27 protein-coding genes are annotated in these 23,656 nt (G+C 44.0%); 15 read left to right on the plus strand and 12 right to left on the minus strand.

Annotation, left to right across the window (positions count from 1 at the left end; translation table 11 throughout):
- The first annotated feature begins 5 nt into the window (after positions 1-5).
- Genes C5Z25_RS04165 through C5Z25_RS04185 form a run of 5 tightly spaced genes read left to right on the plus strand, consistent with a single transcriptional unit; the run spans position 6 to position 4,156 of the window.
- A complete protein-coding gene (locus C5Z25_RS04165) occupies positions 6-1,796 on the plus strand; it encodes an ABC transporter permease (protein WP_105451475.1) in 1,791 nt (596 codons plus the stop codon).
- A 23-nt stretch (positions 1,797-1,819) separates the two neighbouring features.
- Positions 1,820-2,095, plus strand: coding sequence for a hypothetical protein (locus C5Z25_RS04170; RefSeq protein WP_105451476.1), 276 nt, complete (start codon positions 1,820-1,822; stop codon positions 2,093-2,095).
- A 30-nt stretch (positions 2,096-2,125) separates the two neighbouring features.
- On the plus strand, positions 2,126-2,494 hold the full coding sequence (locus tag C5Z25_RS04175; protein WP_105451477.1) for a GntR family transcriptional regulator: 369 nt from the start codon (positions 2,126-2,128) through the stop codon (positions 2,492-2,494).
- Complete coding sequence (locus tag C5Z25_RS04180; RefSeq protein ID WP_105451478.1) at positions 2,494-3,366, plus strand: ATP-binding cassette domain-containing protein; 873 nt, start codon at positions 2,494-2,496, stop codon at positions 3,364-3,366. The genes C5Z25_RS04175 and C5Z25_RS04180 overlap by 1 nt, the downstream gene beginning before the upstream one ends.
- The gene (locus C5Z25_RS04185; protein ID WP_105451479.1) at positions 3,356-4,156 is read left to right on the plus strand and encodes an ABC transporter permease; all 801 of its coding nucleotides are present in this window, start codon (positions 3,356-3,358) and stop codon (positions 4,154-4,156) included. The genes C5Z25_RS04180 and C5Z25_RS04185 overlap by 11 nt, the downstream gene beginning before the upstream one ends.
- 46 nt (positions 4,157-4,202) lie before the next feature.
- Here C5Z25_RS04185 and C5Z25_RS04190 read toward each other — a convergent pair whose 3' ends face one another.
- Positions 4,203-5,606, minus strand: a complete 1,404-nt coding sequence (locus tag C5Z25_RS04190) for an MDR family MFS transporter (RefSeq protein WP_105451480.1) — start codon at positions 5,604-5,606, stop codon at positions 4,203-4,205.
- A 138-nt stretch (positions 5,607-5,744) separates the two neighbouring features.
- Here C5Z25_RS04190 and C5Z25_RS04195 point away from each other — a divergent pair, with 138 nt between their 5' ends.
- Positions 5,745-6,311, plus strand: coding sequence for a TetR/AcrR family transcriptional regulator (locus tag C5Z25_RS04195; RefSeq protein WP_105451481.1), 567 nt, complete (start codon positions 5,745-5,747; stop codon positions 6,309-6,311).
- Between the two features lie 72 nt (positions 6,312-6,383).
- Here C5Z25_RS04195 and C5Z25_RS04200 read toward each other — a convergent pair whose 3' ends face one another.
- The gene (locus C5Z25_RS04200) at positions 6,384-6,854 is read right to left on the minus strand and encodes a universal stress protein (protein ID WP_105448991.1); all 471 of its coding nucleotides are present in this window, start codon (positions 6,852-6,854) and stop codon (positions 6,384-6,386) included.
- Between the two features lie 168 nt (positions 6,855-7,022).
- Between C5Z25_RS04200 and C5Z25_RS04205 the strand changes: the two genes are divergently transcribed.
- From C5Z25_RS04205 to C5Z25_RS04220, 4 genes are all read left to right on the plus strand, one after another.
- Complete coding sequence (locus C5Z25_RS04205) at positions 7,023-7,262, plus strand: hypothetical protein (protein ID WP_105451482.1); 240 nt, start codon at positions 7,023-7,025, stop codon at positions 7,260-7,262.
- Between the two features lie 87 nt (positions 7,263-7,349).
- Positions 7,350-7,757, plus strand: a complete 408-nt coding sequence (locus C5Z25_RS04210; RefSeq protein WP_105450141.1) for a GtrA family protein — start codon at positions 7,350-7,352, stop codon at positions 7,755-7,757.
- 93 nt (positions 7,758-7,850) lie between these two features.
- A complete protein-coding gene (locus C5Z25_RS04215) occupies positions 7,851-8,174 on the plus strand; it encodes a hypothetical protein (RefSeq protein WP_105451483.1) in 324 nt (107 codons plus the stop codon).
- 122 nt (positions 8,175-8,296) lie between these two features.
- Complete coding sequence (locus tag C5Z25_RS04220; protein ID WP_105451484.1) at positions 8,297-8,479, plus strand: hypothetical protein; 183 nt, start codon at positions 8,297-8,299, stop codon at positions 8,477-8,479.
- A 67-nt stretch (positions 8,480-8,546) separates the two neighbouring features.
- On the opposite strand, the gene C5Z25_RS04225 is transcribed toward C5Z25_RS04220, so the two are convergent.
- The 3 genes from C5Z25_RS04225 to C5Z25_RS04235 all read right to left on the minus strand — a co-directional run bounded on the left by C5Z25_RS04225 (position 8,547) and on the right by C5Z25_RS04235 (position 11,295).
- The gene (locus C5Z25_RS04225) at positions 8,547-9,743 is read right to left on the minus strand and encodes a MalY/PatB family protein (protein WP_105451485.1); all 1,197 of its coding nucleotides are present in this window, start codon (positions 9,741-9,743) and stop codon (positions 8,547-8,549) included.
- Positions 9,744-9,894: 151 nt separating this feature from the next.
- Complete coding sequence (locus C5Z25_RS04230) at positions 9,895-10,401, minus strand: NUDIX hydrolase (RefSeq protein WP_105451486.1); 507 nt, start codon at positions 10,399-10,401, stop codon at positions 9,895-9,897.
- 255 nt (positions 10,402-10,656) lie between these two features.
- Positions 10,657-11,295 (minus strand): LVIS_2131 family protein, encoded by a 639-nt coding sequence (locus C5Z25_RS04235; RefSeq protein ID WP_105451487.1) that lies wholly within the window; start codon positions 11,293-11,295, stop codon positions 10,657-10,659.
- A 198-nt stretch (positions 11,296-11,493) separates the two neighbouring features.
- Between C5Z25_RS04235 and C5Z25_RS04240 the strand changes: the two genes are divergently transcribed.
- A complete protein-coding gene (locus tag C5Z25_RS04240) occupies positions 11,494-11,808 on the plus strand; it encodes a hypothetical protein (protein ID WP_105449000.1) in 315 nt (104 codons plus the stop codon).
- 99 nt (positions 11,809-11,907) lie between these two features.
- Here the strand turns inward: C5Z25_RS04240 and C5Z25_RS04245 are convergent, their stop codons facing one another.
- Positions 11,908-13,638 carry a glycoside hydrolase family 13 protein gene (locus C5Z25_RS04245; RefSeq protein ID WP_105451488.1) on the minus strand — a complete coding sequence of 577 codons (1,731 nt, stop codon included), beginning with the start codon at positions 13,636-13,638 and terminating at the stop codon, positions 11,908-11,910.
- Positions 13,639-13,790: 152 nt separating this feature from the next.
- On the opposite strand from C5Z25_RS04245, the gene thrC reads away from it, so the two are divergent.
- Positions 13,791-15,284 (plus strand): threonine synthase, encoded by a 1,494-nt coding sequence (gene thrC, locus C5Z25_RS04250; RefSeq protein WP_105451489.1) that lies wholly within the window; start codon positions 13,791-13,793, stop codon positions 15,282-15,284.
- A 19-nt stretch (positions 15,285-15,303) separates the two neighbouring features.
- Positions 15,304-16,101 (plus strand): Cof-type HAD-IIB family hydrolase, encoded by a 798-nt coding sequence (locus tag C5Z25_RS04255; RefSeq protein WP_105451490.1) that lies wholly within the window; start codon positions 15,304-15,306, stop codon positions 16,099-16,101.
- Positions 16,102-16,174: 73 nt separating this feature from the next.
- On the opposite strand, the gene C5Z25_RS04260 is transcribed toward C5Z25_RS04255, so the two are convergent.
- The 3 genes from C5Z25_RS04260 to C5Z25_RS04270 are packed head-to-tail and all read right to left on the minus strand — an operon-like array spanning position 16,175 to position 17,715.
- Positions 16,175-16,732 carry an NUDIX hydrolase gene (locus C5Z25_RS04260; RefSeq protein WP_105451491.1) on the minus strand — a complete coding sequence of 186 codons (558 nt, stop codon included), beginning with the start codon at positions 16,730-16,732 and terminating at the stop codon, positions 16,175-16,177.
- Positions 16,733-16,747: 15 nt separating this feature from the next.
- The gene (locus C5Z25_RS04265) at positions 16,748-17,494 is read right to left on the minus strand and encodes a 3-oxoacyl-ACP reductase (protein WP_105451492.1); all 747 of its coding nucleotides are present in this window, start codon (positions 17,492-17,494) and stop codon (positions 16,748-16,750) included.
- The gene (locus C5Z25_RS04270) at positions 17,494-17,715 is read right to left on the minus strand and encodes a DUF2829 domain-containing protein (RefSeq protein WP_105451493.1); all 222 of its coding nucleotides are present in this window, start codon (positions 17,713-17,715) and stop codon (positions 17,494-17,496) included. Before C5Z25_RS04270 ends, C5Z25_RS04265 begins: the two co-directional genes overlap by 1 nt.
- 167 nt (positions 17,716-17,882) lie before the next feature.
- On the opposite strand from C5Z25_RS04270, the gene C5Z25_RS04275 reads away from it, so the two are divergent.
- Together C5Z25_RS04275 and C5Z25_RS04280 are read left to right on the plus strand one after the other, a co-directional pair.
- Positions 17,883-18,974 (plus strand): DUF871 domain-containing protein, encoded by a 1,092-nt coding sequence (locus C5Z25_RS04275; RefSeq protein ID WP_105451494.1) that lies wholly within the window; start codon positions 17,883-17,885, stop codon positions 18,972-18,974.
- A 12-nt stretch (positions 18,975-18,986) separates the two neighbouring features.
- Positions 18,987-20,171 carry a GNAT family N-acetyltransferase gene (locus C5Z25_RS04280; protein WP_105451495.1) on the plus strand — a complete coding sequence of 395 codons (1,185 nt, stop codon included), beginning with the start codon at positions 18,987-18,989 and terminating at the stop codon, positions 20,169-20,171.
- Between the two features lie 79 nt (positions 20,172-20,250).
- Here C5Z25_RS04280 and C5Z25_RS04285 read toward each other — a convergent pair whose 3' ends face one another.
- The 3 genes from C5Z25_RS04285 to C5Z25_RS04295 all read right to left on the minus strand — a co-directional run bounded on the left by C5Z25_RS04285 (position 20,251) and on the right by C5Z25_RS04295 (position 23,604).
- Positions 20,251-21,696 carry a 6-phospho-beta-glucosidase gene (locus C5Z25_RS04285; protein ID WP_105451496.1) on the minus strand — a complete coding sequence of 482 codons (1,446 nt, stop codon included), beginning with the start codon at positions 21,694-21,696 and terminating at the stop codon, positions 20,251-20,253.
- An 18-nt stretch (positions 21,697-21,714) separates the two neighbouring features.
- Entirely contained in the window at positions 21,715-23,154 is a 1,440-nt protein-coding gene (locus C5Z25_RS04290) for a 6-phospho-beta-glucosidase (RefSeq protein ID WP_105451497.1), read from the minus strand.
- A gap of 99 nt (positions 23,155-23,253) precedes the next feature.
- Positions 23,254-23,604: a PTS lactose/cellobiose transporter subunit IIA gene (locus C5Z25_RS04295; protein ID WP_105451498.1), complete on the minus strand. Its 351-nt coding sequence runs from the start codon at positions 23,602-23,604 to the stop codon at positions 23,254-23,256.
- Between the last annotated feature and the right edge of the window lie 52 nt (positions 23,605-23,656).

Genomic DNA, 23,656 nt, shown 5'->3' on the forward strand with positions numbered 1-23,656 from the left:
TTCTCATGTTAACCAAACTTGCTATGACCGGTTTTAAGCATCGTTGGCGCGATTATCTCGTCCTATTCTCCGGTTTAATTATGTCCAGCGCCATCTTCTATATGTTCGAAGCCTTGGCAACTAATCAAACTTTTCTCAAACAAAATACCAGTATTAGTATGGTCGGCATTATTTTCCAATTTGGTTCTGTCCTCCTGACCATCATTACCTTGGTCTATATCGGTTACGCCAATTCATTTTTGCTGAGTATGCGCAAACGTGACTATGGCCTCTTCATGTTAGTCGGCGCTCGCAAAGGTAAAATTGGCCAATTGATTTGGCTAGAAACCTTACTAGTCGGCATCACCGCGACCATCATCGGTATCCTGGTCGGACTATTATTAACGGCTGGAATCAGTCAATTATTAATCGCCAGCTTAGGGCTGACCTTACACCATTTGTCCGCTTGGTATTTTCCAGCGGCTGTCACAACCTTACTCCTCTATTTAGGGTTATTCTTATTAGCCGGTCTGTTCAACTTAATTACCTTAACCAAGACCCCGGCTTTGAAACTGTTACACAGTAATGACCAACCCAATCGTCCACAACTAAAACCAATTCGGCAACTAATTGAAGTCATCATTGGTCTCATCTCAATTGGCGTCGGCTACTGGTCAATGGCCCATTTAGGCGACCTACAACTAGCTGGTATTGGCATTGCGCTAGTCACGATTGTTGTCGGCACTTACTTGCTGTTCAATGCCGTTTTCGTTTGGCTAGTAATTTTATTAAAGCGGCTACCATTCGCGCAACGCGGTTTAAACGGCTTTACGTTATCACAACTCGGTTTCCGAATTCGTAATTACACTAAGATATTGTCGATTGTTGCGATGTTGTTTGCTTTGGCGTTAGGCGCAATCACAACTGGGATGGGCTTCCATCGCCAGGCACCGTTAATGGCCGCTGCTAGCAACGGCTACGATATGGGGCTCGTTAATGCCACTACTGCTGAAAAGCAACAAGTTGCTAAGCTACACCCAACACGTCAAGCAACTTATCACTTTAAAGTTGGTAAAAAAGCGATCTATTATCAAGCCACTGACTTTAATCAACAGCCGTTCACGACAGTTGAAAGCCATGGTAAAGATCAATTAACTTTCAAGTCACAATCGAATAATGCCCAGCAGTTTAGAAAATCGACTGCCAGCTATCAGCTTGCTCAACTTCAAGGTAGCGCTAATCAACAATTACCAGCAATCTTAGTTTCGGCTAAGACTTTTGCCCAATTACCGCAAGCTTCAAAACAATTATTAGTCTTTGCAACCAAGGACGTAACGGCCCAGTTACCGACTTTAAAGCAGTTAGCTCGGCAACAACAGCAACGTGATGCTGGCCTAAAAGCCGAAAACTTAGGTGGCCGTTATGGCTATTATCAGCTGCTTAACGGGATGTACTCTGGCTTAGAATTCATGGGCTTTTTCTTAGGGGTCGCTTTCTTAGCTATGCTAGCCAGTTGTCTGATGTTCAAAATCTTATCCGGGGCTGCAGCTGACCGACAACGTTATCAGATGTTAAACAAGATTGGCACCCGCTCAGCCCAACAGAATCAGGCGTTAGCTAAAGAAATTGGGATTCTCTTTGCCTTACCTGGTATTGTCGGGGTCGTGCATGTCTTATTCGGCCTGCAGATGTTCAAGTTTTTGATGGTTGGCTCACCTTATGTTGGCATCTGGTTACCATTCGTTATTTTTGCCGTCTTATATCTGAGCTATTACTTGATTACGGTCCACATTTATCGGCGCATTGTTTTGCATTAAGCTTTTGGAGGAGAAAATAAATCATGGTATACTTTGGATTAGTCGCTTTGTTAATCGTTATTACCCCCGTCCACCGTTTCGGTCTGGCCAATCGCCAGACCTTTTGGTTGGGTGGACTCATGCCAATCCTGTGGCTCGTTGCAAATGGGATAATCGCCAATATCACATTATATGCACACCAAGATATGCTCCTGGCAGTGCTTGGCACCCTATTGCTCGGCTCAAGCTGGATTGCCGCTCGGATTGACCGAACGGAACAGCAATTAACCTTAACTCACCACAAGATTGCGGCCAAATAACGCTTAACCCACTGCAATGAGGTGAAAAATATGCAGTTCAACTTTAATAGTACTGAACCAATTTACTTGCAAGTCGCTGATCAAATCGAAGAAGCCATCTTCGCGCAAACCTTTGCTGAGGGGGAACAGATTCCTTCAACCACTGAAATTTCAAAAGAGTTTCATATTAATCCGGCCACTGTTTTAAAGGGTATGAACATCTTAGTCGATGCCAGCCTCATCGAAAAGCGGCGTGGGGTCGGCATGTTCGTTATTGCCGGCGCTCAAAGTCGGATTGTCGCAAAGCGCCGTGATCAATTTTACGATGACTACATTAAAAATCTCGTGAGTGAGGCCCGTAAGCTTCACATCACTAAACAAGAACTGGCACAACTAATCGAACGGGGGTTTTCAGCATAATGGGGATTCAAATTCAAGCGCTCAACAAGCGTTTCCATCATCAACAAATTCTAGACAATATTAATTTGACTATCGAGCCTAACAAGATTTATGGGCTCTTGGGCCGTAACGGCGCCGGCAAAAGCACTTTACTCAACATTATTAGCAATCGGATTTTTGCCGACAGTGGCACCCTCATTTTAGATGAGGAACCGCTACCCGATAATGATCACGTGTTAAATAATATCTATTTAATGAGTGAAGTTAATCTATACAATGAACGGACCCGGCTCAATAAGCTCTTCAAAACGACCGCCCTTTTCTACGGGAGCTTTGATTTGGCTTACGCGACAGAACTGGCCGATAAATTTGGCTTAGATTTGACTTCTCGGTTCGGTAAATTATCAACCGGTTATCGCTCAATTTTTAAATTAATTATTGCCTTGTGTGTCCCCGTCGATTACATTTTCTTAGATGAACCAGTACTCGGGTTAGATGCTAATCACCGCGAATTGTTCTACCAGGAACTGCTTGAAACCTATGCTGATCGACCACGGACATTTGTGATTTCAACCCACTTAATTGAAGAAATCACTAATTTAATCGAGCATGTTTTCATTTTAAACGACCACCAAATTACCGTTAATGGCGACGTTTCCGATATTTTGGACCGTGCTTATACCATCACTGGACCACAAAAAGATGTTCAACAATATACACAAGGGTTGAATATCATCGGTGAAGACCACCTCGGGGGTATTACCGCCCATTATGTTTATGGCCCGTTGGAAGATGATCGACCACTCCCAGATACCGTTCAGCTGGAACATGCTGACCTACAGAAATTGTTCGTTAACTTGACGAATACTAAGGAGGAAGCACATGCCAACTAAAACCCGGGCCGTGACTCGTCACTTACTAAAAGAATATGTGCAAACCTTGGGCTGGTCATACGCCATCGTCTTAATTGTCCTCGTAGCCTTACCGGTCCTATTTTCATTATTGACTGGCAAAATTAGCAGCTACAATTTTGCTAGTAGTTTTGCTAATTTAAATATCGGGCTGATTTTTGGCTTCGTGGTCTTCATTCTCTATGCGCTGACCTATGATAATTTCAAATTACTCATTCAAAATGGGATTTCGCGCAAAACATATTGGCAAGCACGCCTCAGTAGCCTAATTATCTTCAGTTTATTGGGCACGCTAATTGCTTTTATTTACAACTATGGCATCGCTGCCCCATTATTGAATACCACTTTACAGAGTGAATTAAATAGCACTTATTATCAACCCTACAGTCATTTTTTCGGGACACAACTGCTTTGGAATCTTCTCGGTAACACGCTGTTTACTTGGATTTTCTTCATCGCCTTAGGAACTTTTGGCATGGCAATTGGGAGCATCTTTGCCTTACTGACAAAGTTCGTTCGTCGACTTTGTTTCGTCGTCATTCCAATCCTTGGGGTCTTCTTGCTTGGGTTCATCTCATCAGTCACGGTGACACACCTAAATGACCGCTATGCTTTCGATGGCTTTGCTAATTTTGTTAAATTTCTCGTTGGTTATCATGCCAAAAACGGCTACTTCAATCCTTGGATGCCCATGGCCACGATGATCATTGGGAGTGTCATTACGGCTGCCATTGCTTACTGTTTCAATCAGAAGTTAAAAATTAAAAACTAACGCAAAAAAGGTTTGGGTCAGGCGACCCAAACCTTTTTTTATGCCGCTATGCATCATACGTTAAAACTTCATCAGATAAAGGTTCCGCCTTGAGAAACAAACTAAGCACTAATAATAATCCAGCTAATGGCAGTCCCCAGCCAAAGACCGCTTGAAACGCCTGCAAGTGACTAAGCGCTGGTCTAGCCAATTGCGCTGTCAAAATGACGCCGAAAATAGCCGAACCAAACGCACCACCTAACGTTTTAAAGAAGTTCAAGACGCCCGTCGCCGTACCTAAATCCTTCACCGCTACTGTATTTTGCCCGACTAATAGCGAAATCTGCGTAAAAATACCAATCCCCAAGCCAACCGGAATTTGCCAAAGCATCAGCGACCAACTGTTGGCTAATTTTGATAACCCGTAAAAGCCGCCTAACATCAGTAACGCCCCAATGATTGGCAATGCCTTATACTTGCCCGTGCGCTCAATCACCATGCCTGCAACCATCGTCCCAATAATTAACGCCACTAAAGTTGGGATAATCTCAAAACCTGCTCGACTAGTCGTCACCTGGAAAACTTGCTGAGCCACCATTGGAACATAGACCATTGCGACAAACAAGGCGGCCGTTGATAACGCAAACATCAAACTGGCTAAGTTAAACGTCCCATTATGGAACAAGGTTAATGGCGTTAACGCACTGGCCTTCGCTCGCTGCTCAACTACCAAATACCCGACAATTAAGGCCAAATCACCTAGTAACATGCCCAACATGGTTAGCGACAGCCAAGCAATTGTCGTCCCCCCTAACGTGACCATCATTAACGTTAGGGTCGTCATACCAGTCGCCAAACCGCCGCCTAAATAGTCAATCGTCATCGTCTCTGACTGTGATTGCGGCAACGTCAACTTGAACCCTAAAATAACCATGGCGACAACACCAATTGGCAAATTGATAAAGAAAATCCATCGCCACGTCAAGTACTGTACAAAATAACCGCCTAATACAGGCCCAGCAATTAACGCCACCATACTAATTAAGCCAAATAAGGCCTGATACTTCCCACGTTGACGGGCAGGCACTAGATCCGCCAATACGGCCTGAACCAGTGAATTCAAGCCCCCGGCCCCGATGCCTTGAAAACCACGTGCCAAAATTAACGTGAGCATCGAAGTCGACAACCCGCTCAGTAACGAGCCAATCATAAATAGCCCTAGGGCCAGCTGTATGATCCGTTTACGCCCAAAGATATCGCCCAATTTCCCAAAAATAAGCGTCATCACAGCACTCGTTAAGAGAAAACTCGTAATCACCCACACCGACTGATCCAAATGACCTAACTCCTGAACAATCCCATTCAGGGCCGTAGTGGTAATCGTTTGATCCAAAGTTGCCATAAATAAAACTAATCCCAAAGATAAGAAGAGCCAATAACGCCGACTAGTTAGCTGTTTTTCTGATTGCATCTCGTATCCATCTCCAATTAAGTAACCGGGTTACTTTTTCATTTTATAAAACAGGAGCTATTATATAAAGTCTAATCGAACTTGTCAACAAAAAGGTTACTCGGTTACTTTTTAACGAAATTATGCTATACTTAACTCATGGGAAAACGAGAAGCTAAAAAGGCCGCTAAACGGCTTGAAATATTTAATGTTGCCACGAAACTCTTTATTAAATTTGGTTATGACAACGTCACGACGGCTGAAATCGCCGCCCAGGCACACATTGCTAAAAAAACGTTATTTCAATATTTTTCGTCGAAAGAAAATATTATTTTTGATCATGAAACTGATCTCATTGACGCCTTAATTGTTGCATTGACCGCTGAAAGTAATGTCTGGAACGCCTTTGTCGATTTTGTTCGGCAAGCAATCATGACGCCTGCCCCTCAACAGCAGGCCCTCATCCCAGAAGCACTGCAACTTCCACAAATCATTCAGGCTAGCGACGTCTTAACGGGCCGCTTACTCAAGATGTGGGACCAAGACGAACAACAATTGACTGGTTATTTCGAATCGCTTGGCTATGCTGCAGCCCCCGCTCAGGCATTAGCAATGACCATGATTAACATCTTACGCCAACTATTTGCGACTGAGATACCCTTTGAAACTTTATTAGCAGCACACGTTGATATCGCTAACCTAATCATTGCCACATCGACTGATTAGTATTTTCAGACACAAGTAAAGGGCAGTACCGGCTGAGGTTAACTCAGCCGGTACTGCCCTTTTTATCCGATTTTATTTTTTAACTTGGGTATTATTCAAATCCGTTTTGACAACAATCACGTCGGTTAAAGCATTGCGTTGCACGAAAGTCGTTACGGAACCTTCTAAGACCCGTTCAACTGCATTCAACCCGGTCGCTCCCATCATGATGAGATCATTATGGTGATCCCGTACGAAATCTTGCGAGATGATCGGTTTGGGACTGCCCATTCGAATATGGAATTCAATATCTGTAAAACCAGCCTTTTTAATCTTGTCAACGGCCGCTTTTAAATAAGTTTCTGAATCTTGAACCAGTTGATACGTGATATCACCATCCGCTAAGCCTGCCAAGTTATACCCAAACTGACCGGGATCAATCACTGCTAAAACATCAACATGCGCTTCATTACGCTTCGCAACCGCAACCGCTTTATCTAAAGCAACTTCCGCTTGCTTGGAACCATCTAAAGGAACTAAAATATTTTTATATTCTTGTAACATTTGCGCCACACCCTTTCCATCACCTAAGCTTATTTTACCATTTATCATTAATGAATGCGTTCCCATTTGCCGCTTTTGGCCGTGACTTTTACATAATTTTTACATAAACAAAATGGTTACTTTACATCCACCGTCTATACTTAAGTTGAAACATTGGGGGTTGTTGTCATGTTAACCACTTTAAAAGCTAAAAAAGAACTCATCGTTAAGCGCACCATCAATGGGGCTGGTGCGCTGACTTATCAAATCAAATTGACCTGTGACGCTCGGCGACCATCGCCATACAACGTTAGCGTCACTGCCTTCACCTTACTGGGACGAGCCATCATTAGCCACCAATCATTCACTGAACTAAGTACCGCAAAACTTGTTTTTCAACATTATTTTACTAATTTAACTCATAAATAATCAATAACTCGCGCACGATTAGCTTTTTTATGCTAGGATAATAGCTATTAATTAACTAGTTGGAGCGGGGAAAATTTGAAATCTATTATGCAACTTTGGCAACGCTATCGGAGTGTGTTGTCGTATTTAATTTTTGGCGGTCTAACGACGGTCGTTAACTTTGTCGTTTTTTGGGTTTTCAATGATTTTGTTCATTGGCCCGTCCTCGTCAGCAATACTATGGCTTGGATTCTTTCCGTCCTTTTTGCCTATGTCACTAATAAAATCTGGGTTTTTGATTCTAAAACGCCTACCTTACAAGCAGTGCTTAAAGAAGCAACGTCATTTTTTGGCTTTCGCCTTTTGAGTTACTTCGTTGACCAAGGCATTATGTTTGTGGGCATTACCTTGTTACATGGTAATCCGCTAATCGTCAAATTACTTGACCAGGTCATCATTGTTGTCATGAATTGGTTCTTTAGCAAGCTCTTCATCTTTAAAGACCGTGGTAAGTAACGACAATTTGGCGTTTGGGCTAACACTCAAACGTCTTTTTTACTACTACAATTTGACTTGCCCATCAGCTAACAACCTCAAGGAGCTGTGACCATGACCTTTACAACCACTGAAACTGATTATTTAATTGACTTATTAACGACCCAACTATTCACACTCTTAACTCGTGTGACCCGCTGGCAAACGCATAGCCTCTCACAACAACAATACGACAACCAAGTTGGTGAGACCTTACAACCCAACTTGGTCATGCTCCAACAACTGTCCCAAAAATTAGCACCGACTAGCGGTGACCAAGCACAATTCAAAGCTTTGCAACTTGGTCTCCAAAAGCTCAATCAGGCAACGACTTACCAACTGACACTGGCTCAATTAAGCCAAGCTAATGAACGGCGACTCAATCGACATCGACACTAATTTTTAATTTTGCTTAAACTCTTAACAAAAAATTCAAATTTCAATCACGAGATAGCTATTTTTACCCGGTACAATGACTTTATAAGCTTGCAGAACTTCGACGAGAAAGCGGGAGGGTCAACATGTTTCTAATAGTCTATTGTGCATTAGCGATCGCAGTCTTCTTCTGGATGTTTGGCTTCACGACAGTCGCCACCATCATCGGTCTTTTAACACTGGCTTTAATTGGCTACTCCTTCATTCGACGCCAAATCGAACATCGCCGGTTCTTAAAACAACATCCTACTAATAAAAGTCGTGGCTGAGGCAACGATTCCTAAAAAATGACGTTCAAGCTAAATCGGCTTGAACGTCATTTTAATTAAGAGCTACTTATTTCGTTAATTGATCTAAACAGGTAATGATATTTTGGACCGCCCGCTGAACATATTTCGGGTCAGTCGCCAAATTTAACCGGACAAAGCCTTGATCATTGGCGCTGAACCACTCACCAAAATCAACCGCAAGGCCGCACTTGGCTTGAATAAATTCGCGGGTATATTCCGGCGCAATGTAGCCCCGAATATCCAACCAGGTAAGATAAGTCCCCTGCAACTCGGCGACGATAATCTTAGGCGCATGCGCCGCTAATTCGGTTCGTAAGTAGTGATAGTTATCGCGCACAATGGCTAAAATTTGATCCAACCACGCCGCACCAGACCGATAGGCCGCTTCCCCCGCCGTTTGGCCTAGAACATTAACTTCGGTTTGATTGTTACGGGTATTAAAGGCATCATATCGTTGCCGCAAAGCATCGTTAGGGATAATCACGTGTGAATTGAGTAGACAAGCCACATTAAAAGTTTTTGACGGCGAGTTCACAACAATCACGCGGTCGGCAAAGCGACCATTCGCAACTGTTAAAGCAGACACAAACGGATGATTGATTGGATCAATTTCAATATCTTGGTGAATTTCATCTGAAATAACTAAGACATGATATTGCTCACATAACGCCAATAATCGCGTCTCTTCCGCTGCTGTCCAAATACGGCCAACTGGATTATGCGGCGAACATTGAATAAATAACCGCACTTCGTTTGCTTTAATTTTACGTTCCACGTCATCAAAATCAATCGTGTAATGTCCCGCTGTATTCGTTAACTCTGAAGTCACTAACTGACGATGGTTATCTTGGATCGCATTAAAGAACGGATAATATACCGGCGTTAATATTAAGACGCCATCACCCGGTTGGGTATATGTGTTCACCAATGCATACAACGAGTTCACAACGCCGGTCCCAAACCGTAGCCAATCCTTTTGCAACGTCAAGCCATGCCGATCTTGTTCCCACTTGAAAAATGCCTCGTAATAACTATCTGGCGTATACGAATAGCCATAGATACCGTGCGCCACCCGCGCAGTTAACGCATCCGTGACTGCTGTTGGCACCTTAAACTCCATATCTGCCACCCACATTGCAATTAAATCCTTATCCCCGTAACGTTCCGCTAATGCGTCCCATTTTAACGAATTGGTATTCAAACGATTCGTCGCATATTGTTCAATAAACGCTGCCTGATCCATGTCAAAAACTCCTTCCAATCGATGCCTAAAAGAAAAGACCTCGTCCTCATTACAAGAACGACGTCTAACCTTTGTCGTGTTAACTTCCTCATCAACATATCATCTTTTAAGTTAAATCTAATTTACAACGGACTTAACTAATTGTCAATCCTCACTCCACGACAAACTGCGGCGTGGCTGGAATGTCATATTTGGCAATTTGCTGGTCGGCAACTGGAAATGCGCCCGCTACCAAAAAACGCTTCGCTTGCATCACCATCGGTGAACTATTCGCCCAATTTAATTGCGTTAAGGGGATTCGCGCGGCTCCGGCCGATAAAGCGGCCGTAAAAGCTGGCCGCTTCGTCATTAACGTGCCCCCAACAGTTTCCAACAAGTAAAAGGTACTAATAATATGACGTTGGTCAGTAGTGGAATCTAAATCTGGTAACGTAAACTGAACCGTCCCTAATTGGCGCTCAATCGTGGTGCGTAATCCCGTTTCCGTCAAGGTAATTTGATTAACAGTTTCATTCAAAGTGGCATGGGTCGTAATGGCCGCCGTCGGTAAATCATAACGATTGGTAAATGGTCCCGTTAGACATTTGGTTACGACTAAAGTGGTCTCATCACCAATGACGCCACAAACGACTAACGGATTAATTTGTTCGACTATCATCGGTTCGCTTCCTTTACAGGTTAACCTATTAATTTTATTATCTGATACTATTAATTACTCTTTAAATGTCCAAAAAATTGTGACATTTTCATTTTAACGCTTTCTTGGGTTAACTCAAACTAAAAACTGGCTTAAATCCAAATATTTAATAACTTTTATTATTTCATTATCAAAACAACCAATTTTTAAACCGGCTACGCTTATAATCGACAAAAAAAGACGCTAGACCTAAAAAGTCTAACGTCGAACAACTGCTTATTCAGCTTGAATATCGGTCGTATTAATAAAGGACTGCGCTGGCACCCGAATTAACCAACGACTCATCGCTTGATGTCCAACCCGGACGCCCAACCCATTCCAAAAAGTGGGTTGATACATGGCCGTCATCTTCACCACGTACGCCTTTTCATGTCGCTGATCTTGCTTAACCAAGGCTTGGTGAGACCACGGAATGCCAGCATCCGCAATTTTAACTTGTTTCAAACTACTAATCACCGTTGCTTTATTACTAGAAACGGTATATTTCGCATTTTTAACCCAGTAATTATAAATATGCACGGGTTTTTTCGTTGTGCCCCGGTCAACGGCTACGTAATATGAGCCCTTAGTCCCGACACGTAAAACCAATGGCTCATAACTATAAGTTACTTTAACGGTCTTTTGATCATTTAAACTAACATGATTATTAAAAGATGCATAGCCCATCCCGATTAGTAAGCCAAAACTGACAATCAATTCACCAATCGTAATCAATAAATTATTCCACTCAAACGTATGCTGACGCGCCACAATCATTTTAATGCGACGAACGCGGATATTATGAAATACCCACACGATTAACGCCAAAACAATAATCCAAGCAATGATTCCAATCCAATTCCATGCAGAAGTCATTGATAGGCCAACCCTTTCCCGATTTCCTTATTATTATGTTCTAATTGTAAATAATTCACCGCCAAATAACAAGTGATGCTCACTAAATTAACCCAAGTTCTAAGAAACCCAGATTGTGAAAAATATCACTGAAACCTCCCAATGTAATCGAATTCATGGTAAAATAATACTATCAACTTGTAGAAAGAAGGCGTACCGATGATCGCATCACTTATTTACTGGGTTGTTGTCGTAGGATTAATTGTCTGGGGTGTTTGGATGGCAATTTTATCGGCCTATTGGGCCCGTCATCAACAAAACGGCAATTTATTCTTTATTGCAATTATGAATACATTAGGCTTACTAGCCGGACTATTAGTCTGGTGGGTCTTCAATCATCAAAACTGGCAATACTACTGGTTATCTAGTACCGTCAACACGTCAAACCTATTAGGTCTTATCCTGATTTGTTACGTGGTTCTAATCGTGATTGAATTCATTCAAGGTCGCGGCATTAAACCTGAAAAAGCTTAATAAAAAGACATTTGGGCCTAACCCAAATGTCTTTTTCGTCATAATTATTCAGTAGTCTATCTGAGGCCGGGCTTATCAAATCAGGCTAACCGTCCTTTCTTAGTGCGCCTTAGACACAGTTAAAGCAAAACCATCACTCGCAATTTGACCGGCAGTCAAGCCTGTCGCCATAATGACCGTAACCGTCGTTGGTAACGACACGGTCGTCGAGCCAAGGTTGAATATTCCCGTGACCGTTTGCGTGGCCGACTGGCGGATTAACTTGAGACAGTCGCCCTCAACGTGCCAGCTCAGCTGACTCTTGGCTAAAAATTCAGCCTGGGCTAAACGCCACCGAATCAGCTGCTTAACAAAGGTTCGCCCTTGTTGTTCAGCTACCGTTGGTTGCCAATTCATACAACGCCGATTATCCGGATCAGCGCCACCGGCCACGCCGACTTCCGTCCCATAATAAAGACAGGGCGTGCCAGGTAATAACATGAGTAAGGTTAAAGCGGCTTGCACACGTTGCTGATTTCCCTGTAAGACCGTCAATAAACGTGGCGTATCATGAGTATCAAGCGCATTAAACATCACCTGCTGATTCGGTTGTGGATATTGTAGTAACTGCAAGTTAGTCTTGTGAATATAGTCTTTTAGGCTTAACTCATGCTTAAACAAGGCTAAAATCGGTTGCGTTAATGGATAATTCATCACTGCATCAAATTGCCCCTGATTCACTAACGCTTGACTACTGTGCCACGCCTCACCCAACAAATAAACATCTGGCTTAACTTGACGTAGCGCCGCACATAAGCGACGCCAAAACCCATGGTCAACTTCATCCGCCACATCGAACCGCCACGCATCAATATTAAATTGTTCGACCCAATATTTGGTGATAGCAATCAAGTAATCCTGTACAACTGGATTCTGGGTATTTAATTTAGGCATCGCGGCCCCGGTTGCGAAAGTTTCATAGTTTAAAGTGCCCGTATGTGCATCACGCCCAACCGGCCAGCCGTGAATGTGGAACCAATCGGCAAACCGTGAGGCCGGTCCATTTTTAACCACATCTAGCCATTGCGGTGATTGATTGCCAAAATGATTAAAGACAGCGTCTAACATGACCTTCATGCCACGCGCATGAGCGGCGTCCACTAAGGCTTGAAAATCTTTTTTAGTCCCAAAGTGGGGGTCAATTTCGAAATGATCAATCGTATCATATTTATGATTTGAGGGTGCTGTAAAGAGCGGACATAGATATAACCCATTAATGCCTAAATCGGCCAAATCATCTAAATGATCAATAATTCCTTGCAAATCACCGCCATAAAAAGACGTTCTTTTGACTGGTCCAACGCCCCAAGGTGCTACGTTTTGCGGATCATTAGTGGCATCGCCATTGGCAAACCGTTCCGGAAAGATCTGATACCAGACGGTCTTTTTAACCCAAGTTGGCGGTAATTGGGCGTCACTAACGTGTAAATAAGGCAAATGAAAATAGTGGCCCGTCGTTTGCCAGTTAGTCGCCGTATCCGCAAAAAAACCATCATCACCATAACCTAACGTTTGCCCAGTTAAATCCGTCAATTTAAATGCATAAATCAATCGATTCGTCGGCAACGTTAATGGGCACGTCCAGACTTGCTGGGCTGCGGTGACAAGCCCTGGCTGTAAAGCCGTCTGCTGTAAAGGCGCCCCCGTTTGCCATAAATACATATCAGCAAACACGACTTCAACTTTTTGAATATCCTGTCGTGCTGTCTTTAACCGTAATAACAAGTGATGATCAGCTAGAATCGCCGTGTCTTCACTCTCCGGTCGGTGCAAAATCCCTGCTAATTGCATGCGTCGTCATCCTCTTTTTAGTAACCGGTTACATTTTAACCAGCCTTAATTTTTTGTCAGCAGTATTAACCGCTGATTTTTGTGTAAATCCCCCCGCTCAAACGTAATTTAGTGTATCATTTATACCAAATCAACTGAAAGGACGTGCATCCATGGAAACACTTTATCGCAGTACCCGCGAAACTGCAAGTCAGACAATGACCAGCTCACAAGCCGTTTTACAAGGGCTGACCCCCGATGGCGGCTTATTCGTCCCTGTTCAACTCCCGACCGCCAACTTTGACTTTGATTACTTGGCAACTTTATCTTATCAAGCAGTCGCTTATGAGGTTTTGAAACTCTTCTTTACCGATTACACTGAAGCCGAACTCAAAGCCTGTTTAAAAGCAGCTTATGGTGACCAGTTTGATGATCCAGCAATCGCCCCCGTCACTAAGCATGGGCAACAATACTACTTGGAACTCTTTCATGGACCAACGATTGCCTTCAAGGATCTCGCCCTCCAGCTATTGCCCCATCTAATGCTGACGGCGGCTAAAAAAAATCACTTAGAATCCGAGGTAGTCATTCTAACCGCCACCTCTGGTGATACTGGTAAAGCAGCCATGGCTGGCTTCGCCGATGTCGACCAAACTAAAATCATTGTATTCTACCCTAAGGACGGCGTTAGCGCCATTCAAAAACAACAGATGGTGACTCAAACCGGGGCTAACACCTACGTAGTCGCCCTTAATGGGAACTTTGATGATGCTCAGACTAAGGTCAAGGCCCTGCTCAATGACCCTCAATTACACGCCGAACTGGCCCAAAACAACTTACAATTTTCGAGTGCCAACTCAATTAATATTGGCCGGCTCTTTCCTCAGGTCGCCTATTATGTCTATACTTATGCGCAATTGATTAAACAAGGCCGCATCAAAAATGGCGATGAAATTAACTTTAGCGTGCCGACAGGTAACTTCGGTGATATTTTAGCGGGTTACTATGCCAAGCAATTGGGCACACCCATCCATAAATTAATTTGTGCGTCGAATCGTAACAACGTCTTAACTGATTTTTTTAATACCGGCGTTTATAACAAACAACGGGACTTTTTCTTAACGAGCTCGCCATCAATGGATATTTTAGTCTCTAGTAATCTCGAACGCTTGGTCTTTTATCTGACTGGCGCCGATCCCGTGCAAACAGCCAGCTTAATGCAGGACTTACAAACTAAGGGTGCTTACCAGTTGACCCCAACTATGCGCCAAGCTATTACCGATTTTTGGGCTGGATTTGTGACTGAGGACCAGGATCAACACGAAATTAATCATTTGTATGCTCATCATCACTATACAATTGATCCGCATACTGCCGTCGCTTCCGCTGTCGCAAAACAATATTGTGCCGCTACTAAGGATCAACGGCCCATGGTGATCGTCGCCACTGCCAGTCCGTATAAGTTCCCACAAGCAGTCTTGGCTGCAATTACAGGTGCGCCTGTAACGGTTGATGGCTTGACTGCGGTCGATCAACTCCATGATTGTATCAAAACACCAATCCCAGCGACGGTGACTCAGCTACGGACTGCCACTGTCAAACATGACCGCGTCAGCGACCCTGAACAAATGGCCGCAACGATTCGTCAAATTTTGCATTTAACGTAATTTGGAAAGGACTTATCACATGATTACAACAATTGCACTCGATTTGGATAATACCTTGTTAACTTCTGAAAAGACGATTTCACCCCGGACGGAACGGGTCCTAAAACAACTGCACACTGCCGGTAAACGCATTGTGCTCTGTACTGGCCGCCCCATTAAAGCCATTCAGCCATTACTCAAACAACTGGCACTAACTCAACCAACCGACTACTCGATTACTTTTAATGGCGGGTTAGTGCAACAAAATACGACGGCCGCAATTTTGGCACGGACCAGCTTAACTAAAGCTGATTTAGCACCGCTATACGCTTTTGCGAAAACGTTTGGCTTTCCATTAGACGTGATTGACCTCACTCAGGTCTATTCCCTCATCGAGCTTGGCAAATCACCCTATGAAGACTTTCTACAAGGGCTCATGCCGTTTACGGATTTAACTTTTGCGACCTTACCAGCCGATGATCTATTTGGTAAAGTCGTCAGTGCTTCCGACCAAGTACCCGCTATCCAGGCCAACTTACCCGCAGACGTTGCTGCTAATTTCCACGTAGTGCCCTCGCGGCGAAACCTATTAGAATTTTTACCCAACCACACTGATAAAGCGAGTGGACTCACACAGCTACTTACCCACTTCAATGAACAGGCCGCTAATTTAATGGCCTTCGGTGATGAAGAAAATGATTTAGGCATGCTCAAACTTGCTAAGGTGGGCGTCGCCATGGACAATGCCATTCCTGCAGTTAAAGCCGTGGCAACGGCAACAACGCTCAGTAATGATGATGATGGCGTTGCCGTTTTCTTAGAAAATTATTTCAGTTAACCTCAAAAAGCCAACGCACATTTTATCATGCGTTGGCTTTTTGTGTATAATCAGGCGTAAAAAAGCACCCAACTTAGCGTATAAAAGTCAAATACCACGTCAACGCACAAACCGCTTGCGCTGAATGCAATTGACCAGTTCGTAACAAGTCGATTACTTTGTCTAACGGGACTAACTGTGTATTCACATATTCGTCCGCATCAAAATGCCGTTCGACTCGTTCGCTAGGATCAATATGTGTCAAAATCAAACTCACCGTTTCATTCGTGAATCCCTCTGAAGAGCTAATCGTCGTCATCACTTGACTATCATGGGCAACGTAACCAGCTTCTTCTTGCAATTCACGAACAGCCGCCGTTAAAGGTGCCTCACCAGGGTTAATCAGCCCAGCTGGCAAACTAATGGTCTCCGCATTACGGCCCACCCGGTATTCTGAACCTAATACGACTTGGTCATCCGCTGTCAACGCTAAAATCGTCACAGCATCGCCATGATCAATCAAATCACGTTCAACAGTTAACCCATCGGGAGTTTGAATCGTTTCTTTTAACAAGTTAAAAATCGGACCCGAATAGACCTGTTGCTTACGTAGCACTTGGCCGGGACGCCCGACATTATCCATTGCTGCCATTAAGTTGTCCCCCTTTTACTTCTCTAACCAACCGCCATCAATCGGAACCACCGTGCCATGAATATAGTCAGCATGGCGACTCGCCAAAAACAACGTTAGATCAGCAACCTCTTGTGGTTGGGCCCAGCGTTTAGCCGGGGTCTCTTGGGCAACCCATTGGGCCAGCTTACCAGTCCCAGCAAAATCAGCCGCATTCATCGGCGTGTCAATCGCACCTGGGGCCAGACAATTAGCCCGAATACCCTGGCTCGCATAATCTAAGTCGACTTGCTTGGTATAACCGATTACAGCATGTTTGGCCGCCGTGTAAGCTGCACCACCACCACCAGCGACCAAACCAGCAATTGATGCCATGTTGACGAAAACGCCATGCTGCTGTGCTAGCATAGCCGGTAAAACAGCATTCGTTACGATGAATTGACTAGTTAAATCGGTCGCTAAGATTTGTTGCCATTGGTCTAAATCGAGTGCCAAAGTCGGCTGATAGCCATCAAGCTTGCCAGCCGTATTGCACACGATTTGAGGTTGGCCCAGTACTGCACTACCAGCCTTAATGGCTTGCGTTAATGCCGTGGCGTCACAAACATCGGCCTGCTGATAACTTAATTGGGGTTGCGACGATAAACTAGCTGGTTGCGGTTGCTGGTCAATTGCAATTACTTGGGCGTGTTGCGCTAAAAAGGCCTGTGTTTGGGCCTGTCCAATGCCAGAAGCCGCTCCCGTAACTAATACCGTCTGCCCAGCAAATTCACTGAATTGCATTAGGCGACCAGTTGCCAGTCTTCAGCCAAAATATCACAATCCGTTGGTGACCATAAACTATAGGCTTCATCAGCGGTTTTAATCAAAAAGTAAGGGTTCAACACATCGCCCTGAAAAGTTGACGTGGGTTGTAACATTACAAAAAGTTCGGTCCCTTCCCAACCAGTCCGAACGGCGCGCTTGCCAGCCTTTAAGGCTGGTAAAATTGCTTCAAATGTCATCATAAATCCTCCATTAATTAGGTCTTACTCAAATCGTAGCATAATCGACCCGATAAAAACAGCGCCTAAATTTGTACCAACAAATTTAGACTTTTGCTGGTATGGACCAATTAATCATGCTACAATGAAAGCGAATACAACTACCAATTATGGAGGAATTAATTATAATGAGTAAACTTGGTGTGTCCGTCTATCCAGAACGGTCAACGTTTGAAAAAGATGCGGCTTATTTAGATTTGGCAACAAAATATGGCTATCAACGGGTCTTCACGTCCCTACTTGAAATTAAAGGTAACCAAGATGAAGTCATCGCTAACTTCAAAAAAGTTATCACCTACGCCAATCAGCTTGGCTTACAAGTGATGGTCGATGTGAATCCCGGGTTATTCAAACAACTCGGTGTTTCCTACGATGACCTCTCATTCTTCCACGAGTTAGGCGCTTGGGGCGTCCGACTAGACCTCGGCTTTACCGGACAAGAAGAAGCACGCATGACCCATAATGAATATGGCATTAAAATTGAGGTCAACATGTCTAAAGGGACTCATTACGTTGACACCATCATGGATTATTATCCTGAAAAAGATAACCTACTGGGCTCGCATAACTTCTACCCACAAGAATACACCGGTTTAGGCTACGACTATTTTGTGGCCACTTCGAAACAATACCGGCAATATGGCATTAATACCGCCGCCTTCGTCTCATCTAATGACGCAACTTATGGTCCTTGGCCAATGCAAGATGGACTTTGCACGTTGGAACAGCACCGCGGGCTCCCCATCGCAACCCAAGTCCAACATCTTAAGATGACTGGCTTAATTGATGATGTCTTAATCGGAAATGCCTATGCCAGCGAAGCGGAATTAAAAGCGACCGCTGACATCTTCTTCAGCCCATATCCTTTACTACACCTCACAACGCCGGCTGACTTGTCCGCCGCTGAAAAAGCTGTAATTTTTGATCAAGCCCAAACTTATCGTGGTGACTGTTCCGACTATGTTTTACGGTCCTCACAAACCCGGGTCATCTATAAAGACGCCGCTTTTCCAGCCAAGCATACGGTTGATATCCACGTTGGTGACGTCTTAATTGATAACGATCAATATGGTCAATACAAAGGTGAACTTCAAATTGCATTACGTGATTTCAAGAATACCGGGCGCATTAACGTCGTCGGTAAACTCGTTGCCACCGATCAACAAATTCTTGCCTTATTGGTGCCATGGATGGACTTTAGGTTAGTCGCTGCAAAATAAAGGAGCTAAACGATGACTGAAAATTTACGGTTAACAACTGATGCGGACCGCGAAGCCTTTTATCAGTTATATCAATACGCTTTTAACAACCATGATAGTCCACAACGACGCCAATTTTTCATGGAGCGTTATCAACACGGCTGGATTTACGGACTTCATGATCAACAACAATTAGTGAGTGGCTTATATAGTCTGCCTATGCAAGTCAACTTTCACGGCGTCACCTATCCGATGCATGGCATTGGCGACGTGATGAGTGCCCCCGAGTATTCTGGCCGCGGTGGCGCTGGCAAATTATTAACGGCGGCGTTACATGACATGGCCGCTCAACAAGTGCCGTTGTCCTATCTGGCACCGTTCTCGTATGGGTACTATCGTCAATTTGGTTATGAGCAGACTTTTACCCATACTGAACAGGTGTTACCTGCAGCCGCCTTGCCGCGGCTTAAGCCCACGGATCTTTCAGGGACAATTACCCGATATGGCAACGCTGGCATTACGCTCATTAACGACTTTTATGCGGCCCAGCCGATTAATCAACGCGGTGGCTTGATTCGGTCAACCTGGTGGTGTCATTATCTCACCTTAAAGCACGACTGGTCCGTTGCAATTTATCGGAATGCCGCCAGTCAAATCGAAGGTTACCTCATTTACGAGCGTCAAGCAACCAACTTTGCCATTCAAGAATGGACAACCAGTACACCAGTCGCCTTTGAGCGATTAGCTGCTTTCATCACCAAGCATGGAACGACGTTTGATACTTTTAGTTATATGGCACCTAGTGATGACAATAACTTGGCCGACTTAGCAGCGCCAGAAGCCTTAAGCATCCAAACAACGCCCTATATGATGGCAAGAATTGTCGATTTACCGGCCTTTTTAAAACGGTATCCCTTTATGACAACCGACTTAGCGCCGATTCGCTTGGCGATAACTGATCCGGTCTTAACCCAAAATCAAGGCATCTGGACACTAAGTATCACTGCCGGGACGGTCACCTTGAATCGTGTCACACCAGCCCTTAACGGTGCCGCTGACGTGCACTTATCCATTCAACGGTTAACCCAAGCACTCTTTGGCACCCGCACCTTAACTCAAGCTTGGCAGCACGGACAAGTTACCGGCGAAATAGCGGCGATTAAACGCTTAGATGCCAGTTTTGTCACCACGAAACCTGCCTTAATTGATTATTTCTAACAAAAAAAGTTGCTTAGCCTGATACCGGATAATCCGGTTCAGCTAAACAACTTTTTAGTTTTGCACTAATTTAGCTCAGTTATTTTAAATCAGCACCGTTAGTTTTAATCACTTTCTGATACCAGTAGAAGGAATCCTTCTTTGCACGATCTAACGTCCCTTGCCCCTCGTCATCTTTATCCACATAGATAAAACCATAACGTTTTGACATTTGACCGGTCCCAGCAGAAACCAAATCAATACAGCCCCATGGCGTATAACCAATCAAGTCGACACCATCTTCATTGACTGCTTTGATCATTTCATTGATATGTGCCCGCAAGTAGTCAATCCGATATGGATCATGAATAGACCCATCGGCTTCCACCTTGTCACGCGCACCTAACCCATTTTCAACAATCATCATCGGCTTGTTATACCGGTCTTGTAACCAGTTCAAGGCATACCGTAAGCCCACTGGGTCAATTGGCCAATCCCATTCACTCGTCTGCAAATAAGGATTGTCAACGGCTTCGGTCCCTACAAAGTGATAACTTGGATTATCAGCTTGCGCTTCAACCGTATTGGAATTGTAATAACTAAATCCAATATAATCCACGGTCCCATCCGCTAAAACGGCCCGATCTTCAGCAGTAATGTCTGGCCGGAACCCCGTCTGTTTGAAGAAAGCTTCCATGTTGCGTGGGTAGTACCCCCACGATTGCACATCTGCGAACCAATATCGCCGTTGCATGGCCTTTTCAGCTTGCATAATATCGCCTGGCTTGGCGGTTAATGGGTAGATTGGCGTCATGTTAATCATATTCCCAATCTTAAAGTCAGGATTGATCTGATGCCCCAACTTAACTGCTAAAGTGCTTGCGACGACTTCATAATGCGCTGCTTGATACATCAATGCCTCGGCGTTTGGATCATCTGGTTTTAACACCAATCCTGAATCAGTTGCCATTAAAAATTGATTCGTATAAGTCGTTTGGTTATTGATTTCGTTGAAAGTCATCCAATACTTAACCTTATTGCGATATCGTTTGAAGACAACTTCTGCATAATGGACAAAATAGTCAATCACTTTCCGATTACGCCAGCCACCATACTTTTCAACTAAATGGTACGGCATTTCAAAGTGCGCCAACGTAATCACTGGTTCGATGCCATACTTTAAACAAGTATCAAACATCTCATCATAAAACTTTAAGCCGGCTTCATTCGGTTCGGCTTCATCGCCATTGGGAAAAATTCGCGTCCAGGCAATCGATGTCCGGAAACATTTAAAACCCATCTCGGCAAATAACTTAATATCGGCTTGATAATGGCCGTAAAAATCAATGCCATCATGATTCGGATAATTCTTACCTGGTAAAACTCCATCAGTAATCTCACGGGGCACGCCATTAGCACCAGCAGTCATCACATCCGCCATGCTAACACCTTTACCACCGGCCTGCCAGCCACCTTCTAATTGATGGGCCGCAACGGCGCCACCCCATAGAAAATCTGACCGTAAGCCACTTTTAGTTGTTGTCATTAAGCCTTCGTCCTTTCACTATAAACTTTCGCCGTCACTCGCAATCACCTTTTGATACCAGTCAAACGAGTCCTTCTTCGAACGATCAAAGCTCCCTTGCCCGTTGTCGTCGGCGTCCACATAAATAAAGCCGTATCGTTTTGCCATTTCACCAGTACTAGCAGAGACCAAGTCAATACAACCCCAAGGGGTATAACCAATCAAGTCAACCCCATCTAAAGCGACTGCAGCTTCCATCGCTTTAATATGGTCCCGGAAATAACTAATCCGATAATCATCATGGACACTGCCATCAGCTGCTTTTTTATCATAAGCGCCAAAACCATTTTCAACGATGAATTGTGGCAAATGCCACCGGTCCTGCATCCAATTCATGGCATATCGTAACCCGGTAGGATCAATTTGCCAGCCCCAATCGGATTTTTCAACGTATGGATTTTCAACAAAATCATCGGGTTCTTTAAAGTCGTAATCGCTATCATTTTTGCGACCCTTGGTTACAAAGGACATGTAATAGCTAAATCCAACATAATCGACCGTGCCGGCCTTTAAAGCAGCCAAATCAGCGGCGGTAATGTCAATATCAAAGCCCTTACGTTCAAAGTATTTTGGTAACCACTTAGGATACTCGCCACGACAATGCACATCGCCAAACCAATACCGCTTTTGCATCGCTCGTTCAGCCATCATCACATCTTCAGGCTTGGCGGTTAAAGGATAGATTGGACACATGGCAATCATGCACCCAATCTGGAAATCAGGATTAATGGCATGTCCAGCCTGAACGGCTAAAGCGCTGGCAACGAGCTCATAATGTGCCGCTTGATACATCGCTTGTTCCCAGTTATCATGCTTGCCTAATTGGAGCCCAGAATTTTGTAATAACGGATGGGGATCTTGCCAAGCCGTTTGATTATTGATTTCATTAAAGGTCATCCAATACTTAACCTTATTTTTATAACGTTTGAAGACCGTCTTTGCAAAGTGTAAGAAGAAGTCGATCATCTTCCGATTGCCAAAACCACCGTAGGCCTTGACCAGATGATAAGGCATCTCAAAATGTGATAACGTAATTACGGGCTGAATCCCATGTGCTAATAAATCATCAAATAAATCATCATAGAATTTTAACCCCGCTTCATTGGGTTCAACTTCATCGCCGTTGGGGAAAATCCGCGTCCAAGCAATTGACGTTCGGAAACATTTAAAACCCATTTCTTCAAATAATTGCACATCTTCATGGTATCGGTGATAAAAATCATCACCCCAATGATTCGGATAACTTTTACCAGCTTCCACGCCATCAGTAACTTCCCGGGGGACCCCATTTTGACCAGCTGTCATGACGTCCGCAATACTAACGCCCTTACCATCAGCTTGCCAAGCGCCTTCTAATTGATGGGCTGCCACAGCACCACCCCATAAGAAATCTTTCGGCATTTTATATCCAGTTGCCATATCTAATCCTCCAGCTTATTTCTATATTTTTAACGTATTTTGATAAATAAGGGACCCGACCAATACCCTTAAGGTATTCGTCTGGGTCCCCACTATGACCTATTTTGCTTCAGTAGCTAACCGCCGATATAAATCAACAATTTCCCCTGCTAAATCGCGGAAGGTAATGGCATTCATAATATGATCTTGTGAATGAACCAACAACAATGAAACGTGAGTATGTTCCCCATTAGCTTCATCAGTTAACATTGAAGTTTGTGAATTGTGGGCTTCAGTTAAGAAGTTATCGGCTTCTTTTAACTTAGCATCCGCCGTTGTAAAATCGTTCTCTTTAGCGGCTCTAATTGCTTCGAAAGCGGAACTCTTGGCGTTACCACCATTCACAATTAACCCCATAATTGTTTCTAGACTTGCTTCTGTTTCAGGTGTTGCTTGCTTTTCTTCTGCCATTGACCCTCATCCTTTTTAGCTTATTTTTCATCGTCTTCATGCCACTAAAATA

The organism is Lactobacillus sp. CBA3605 (assembly GCF_002970915.1).
GTDB lineage: Bacteria > Bacillota > Bacilli > Lactobacillales > Lactobacillaceae > Lactiplantibacillus.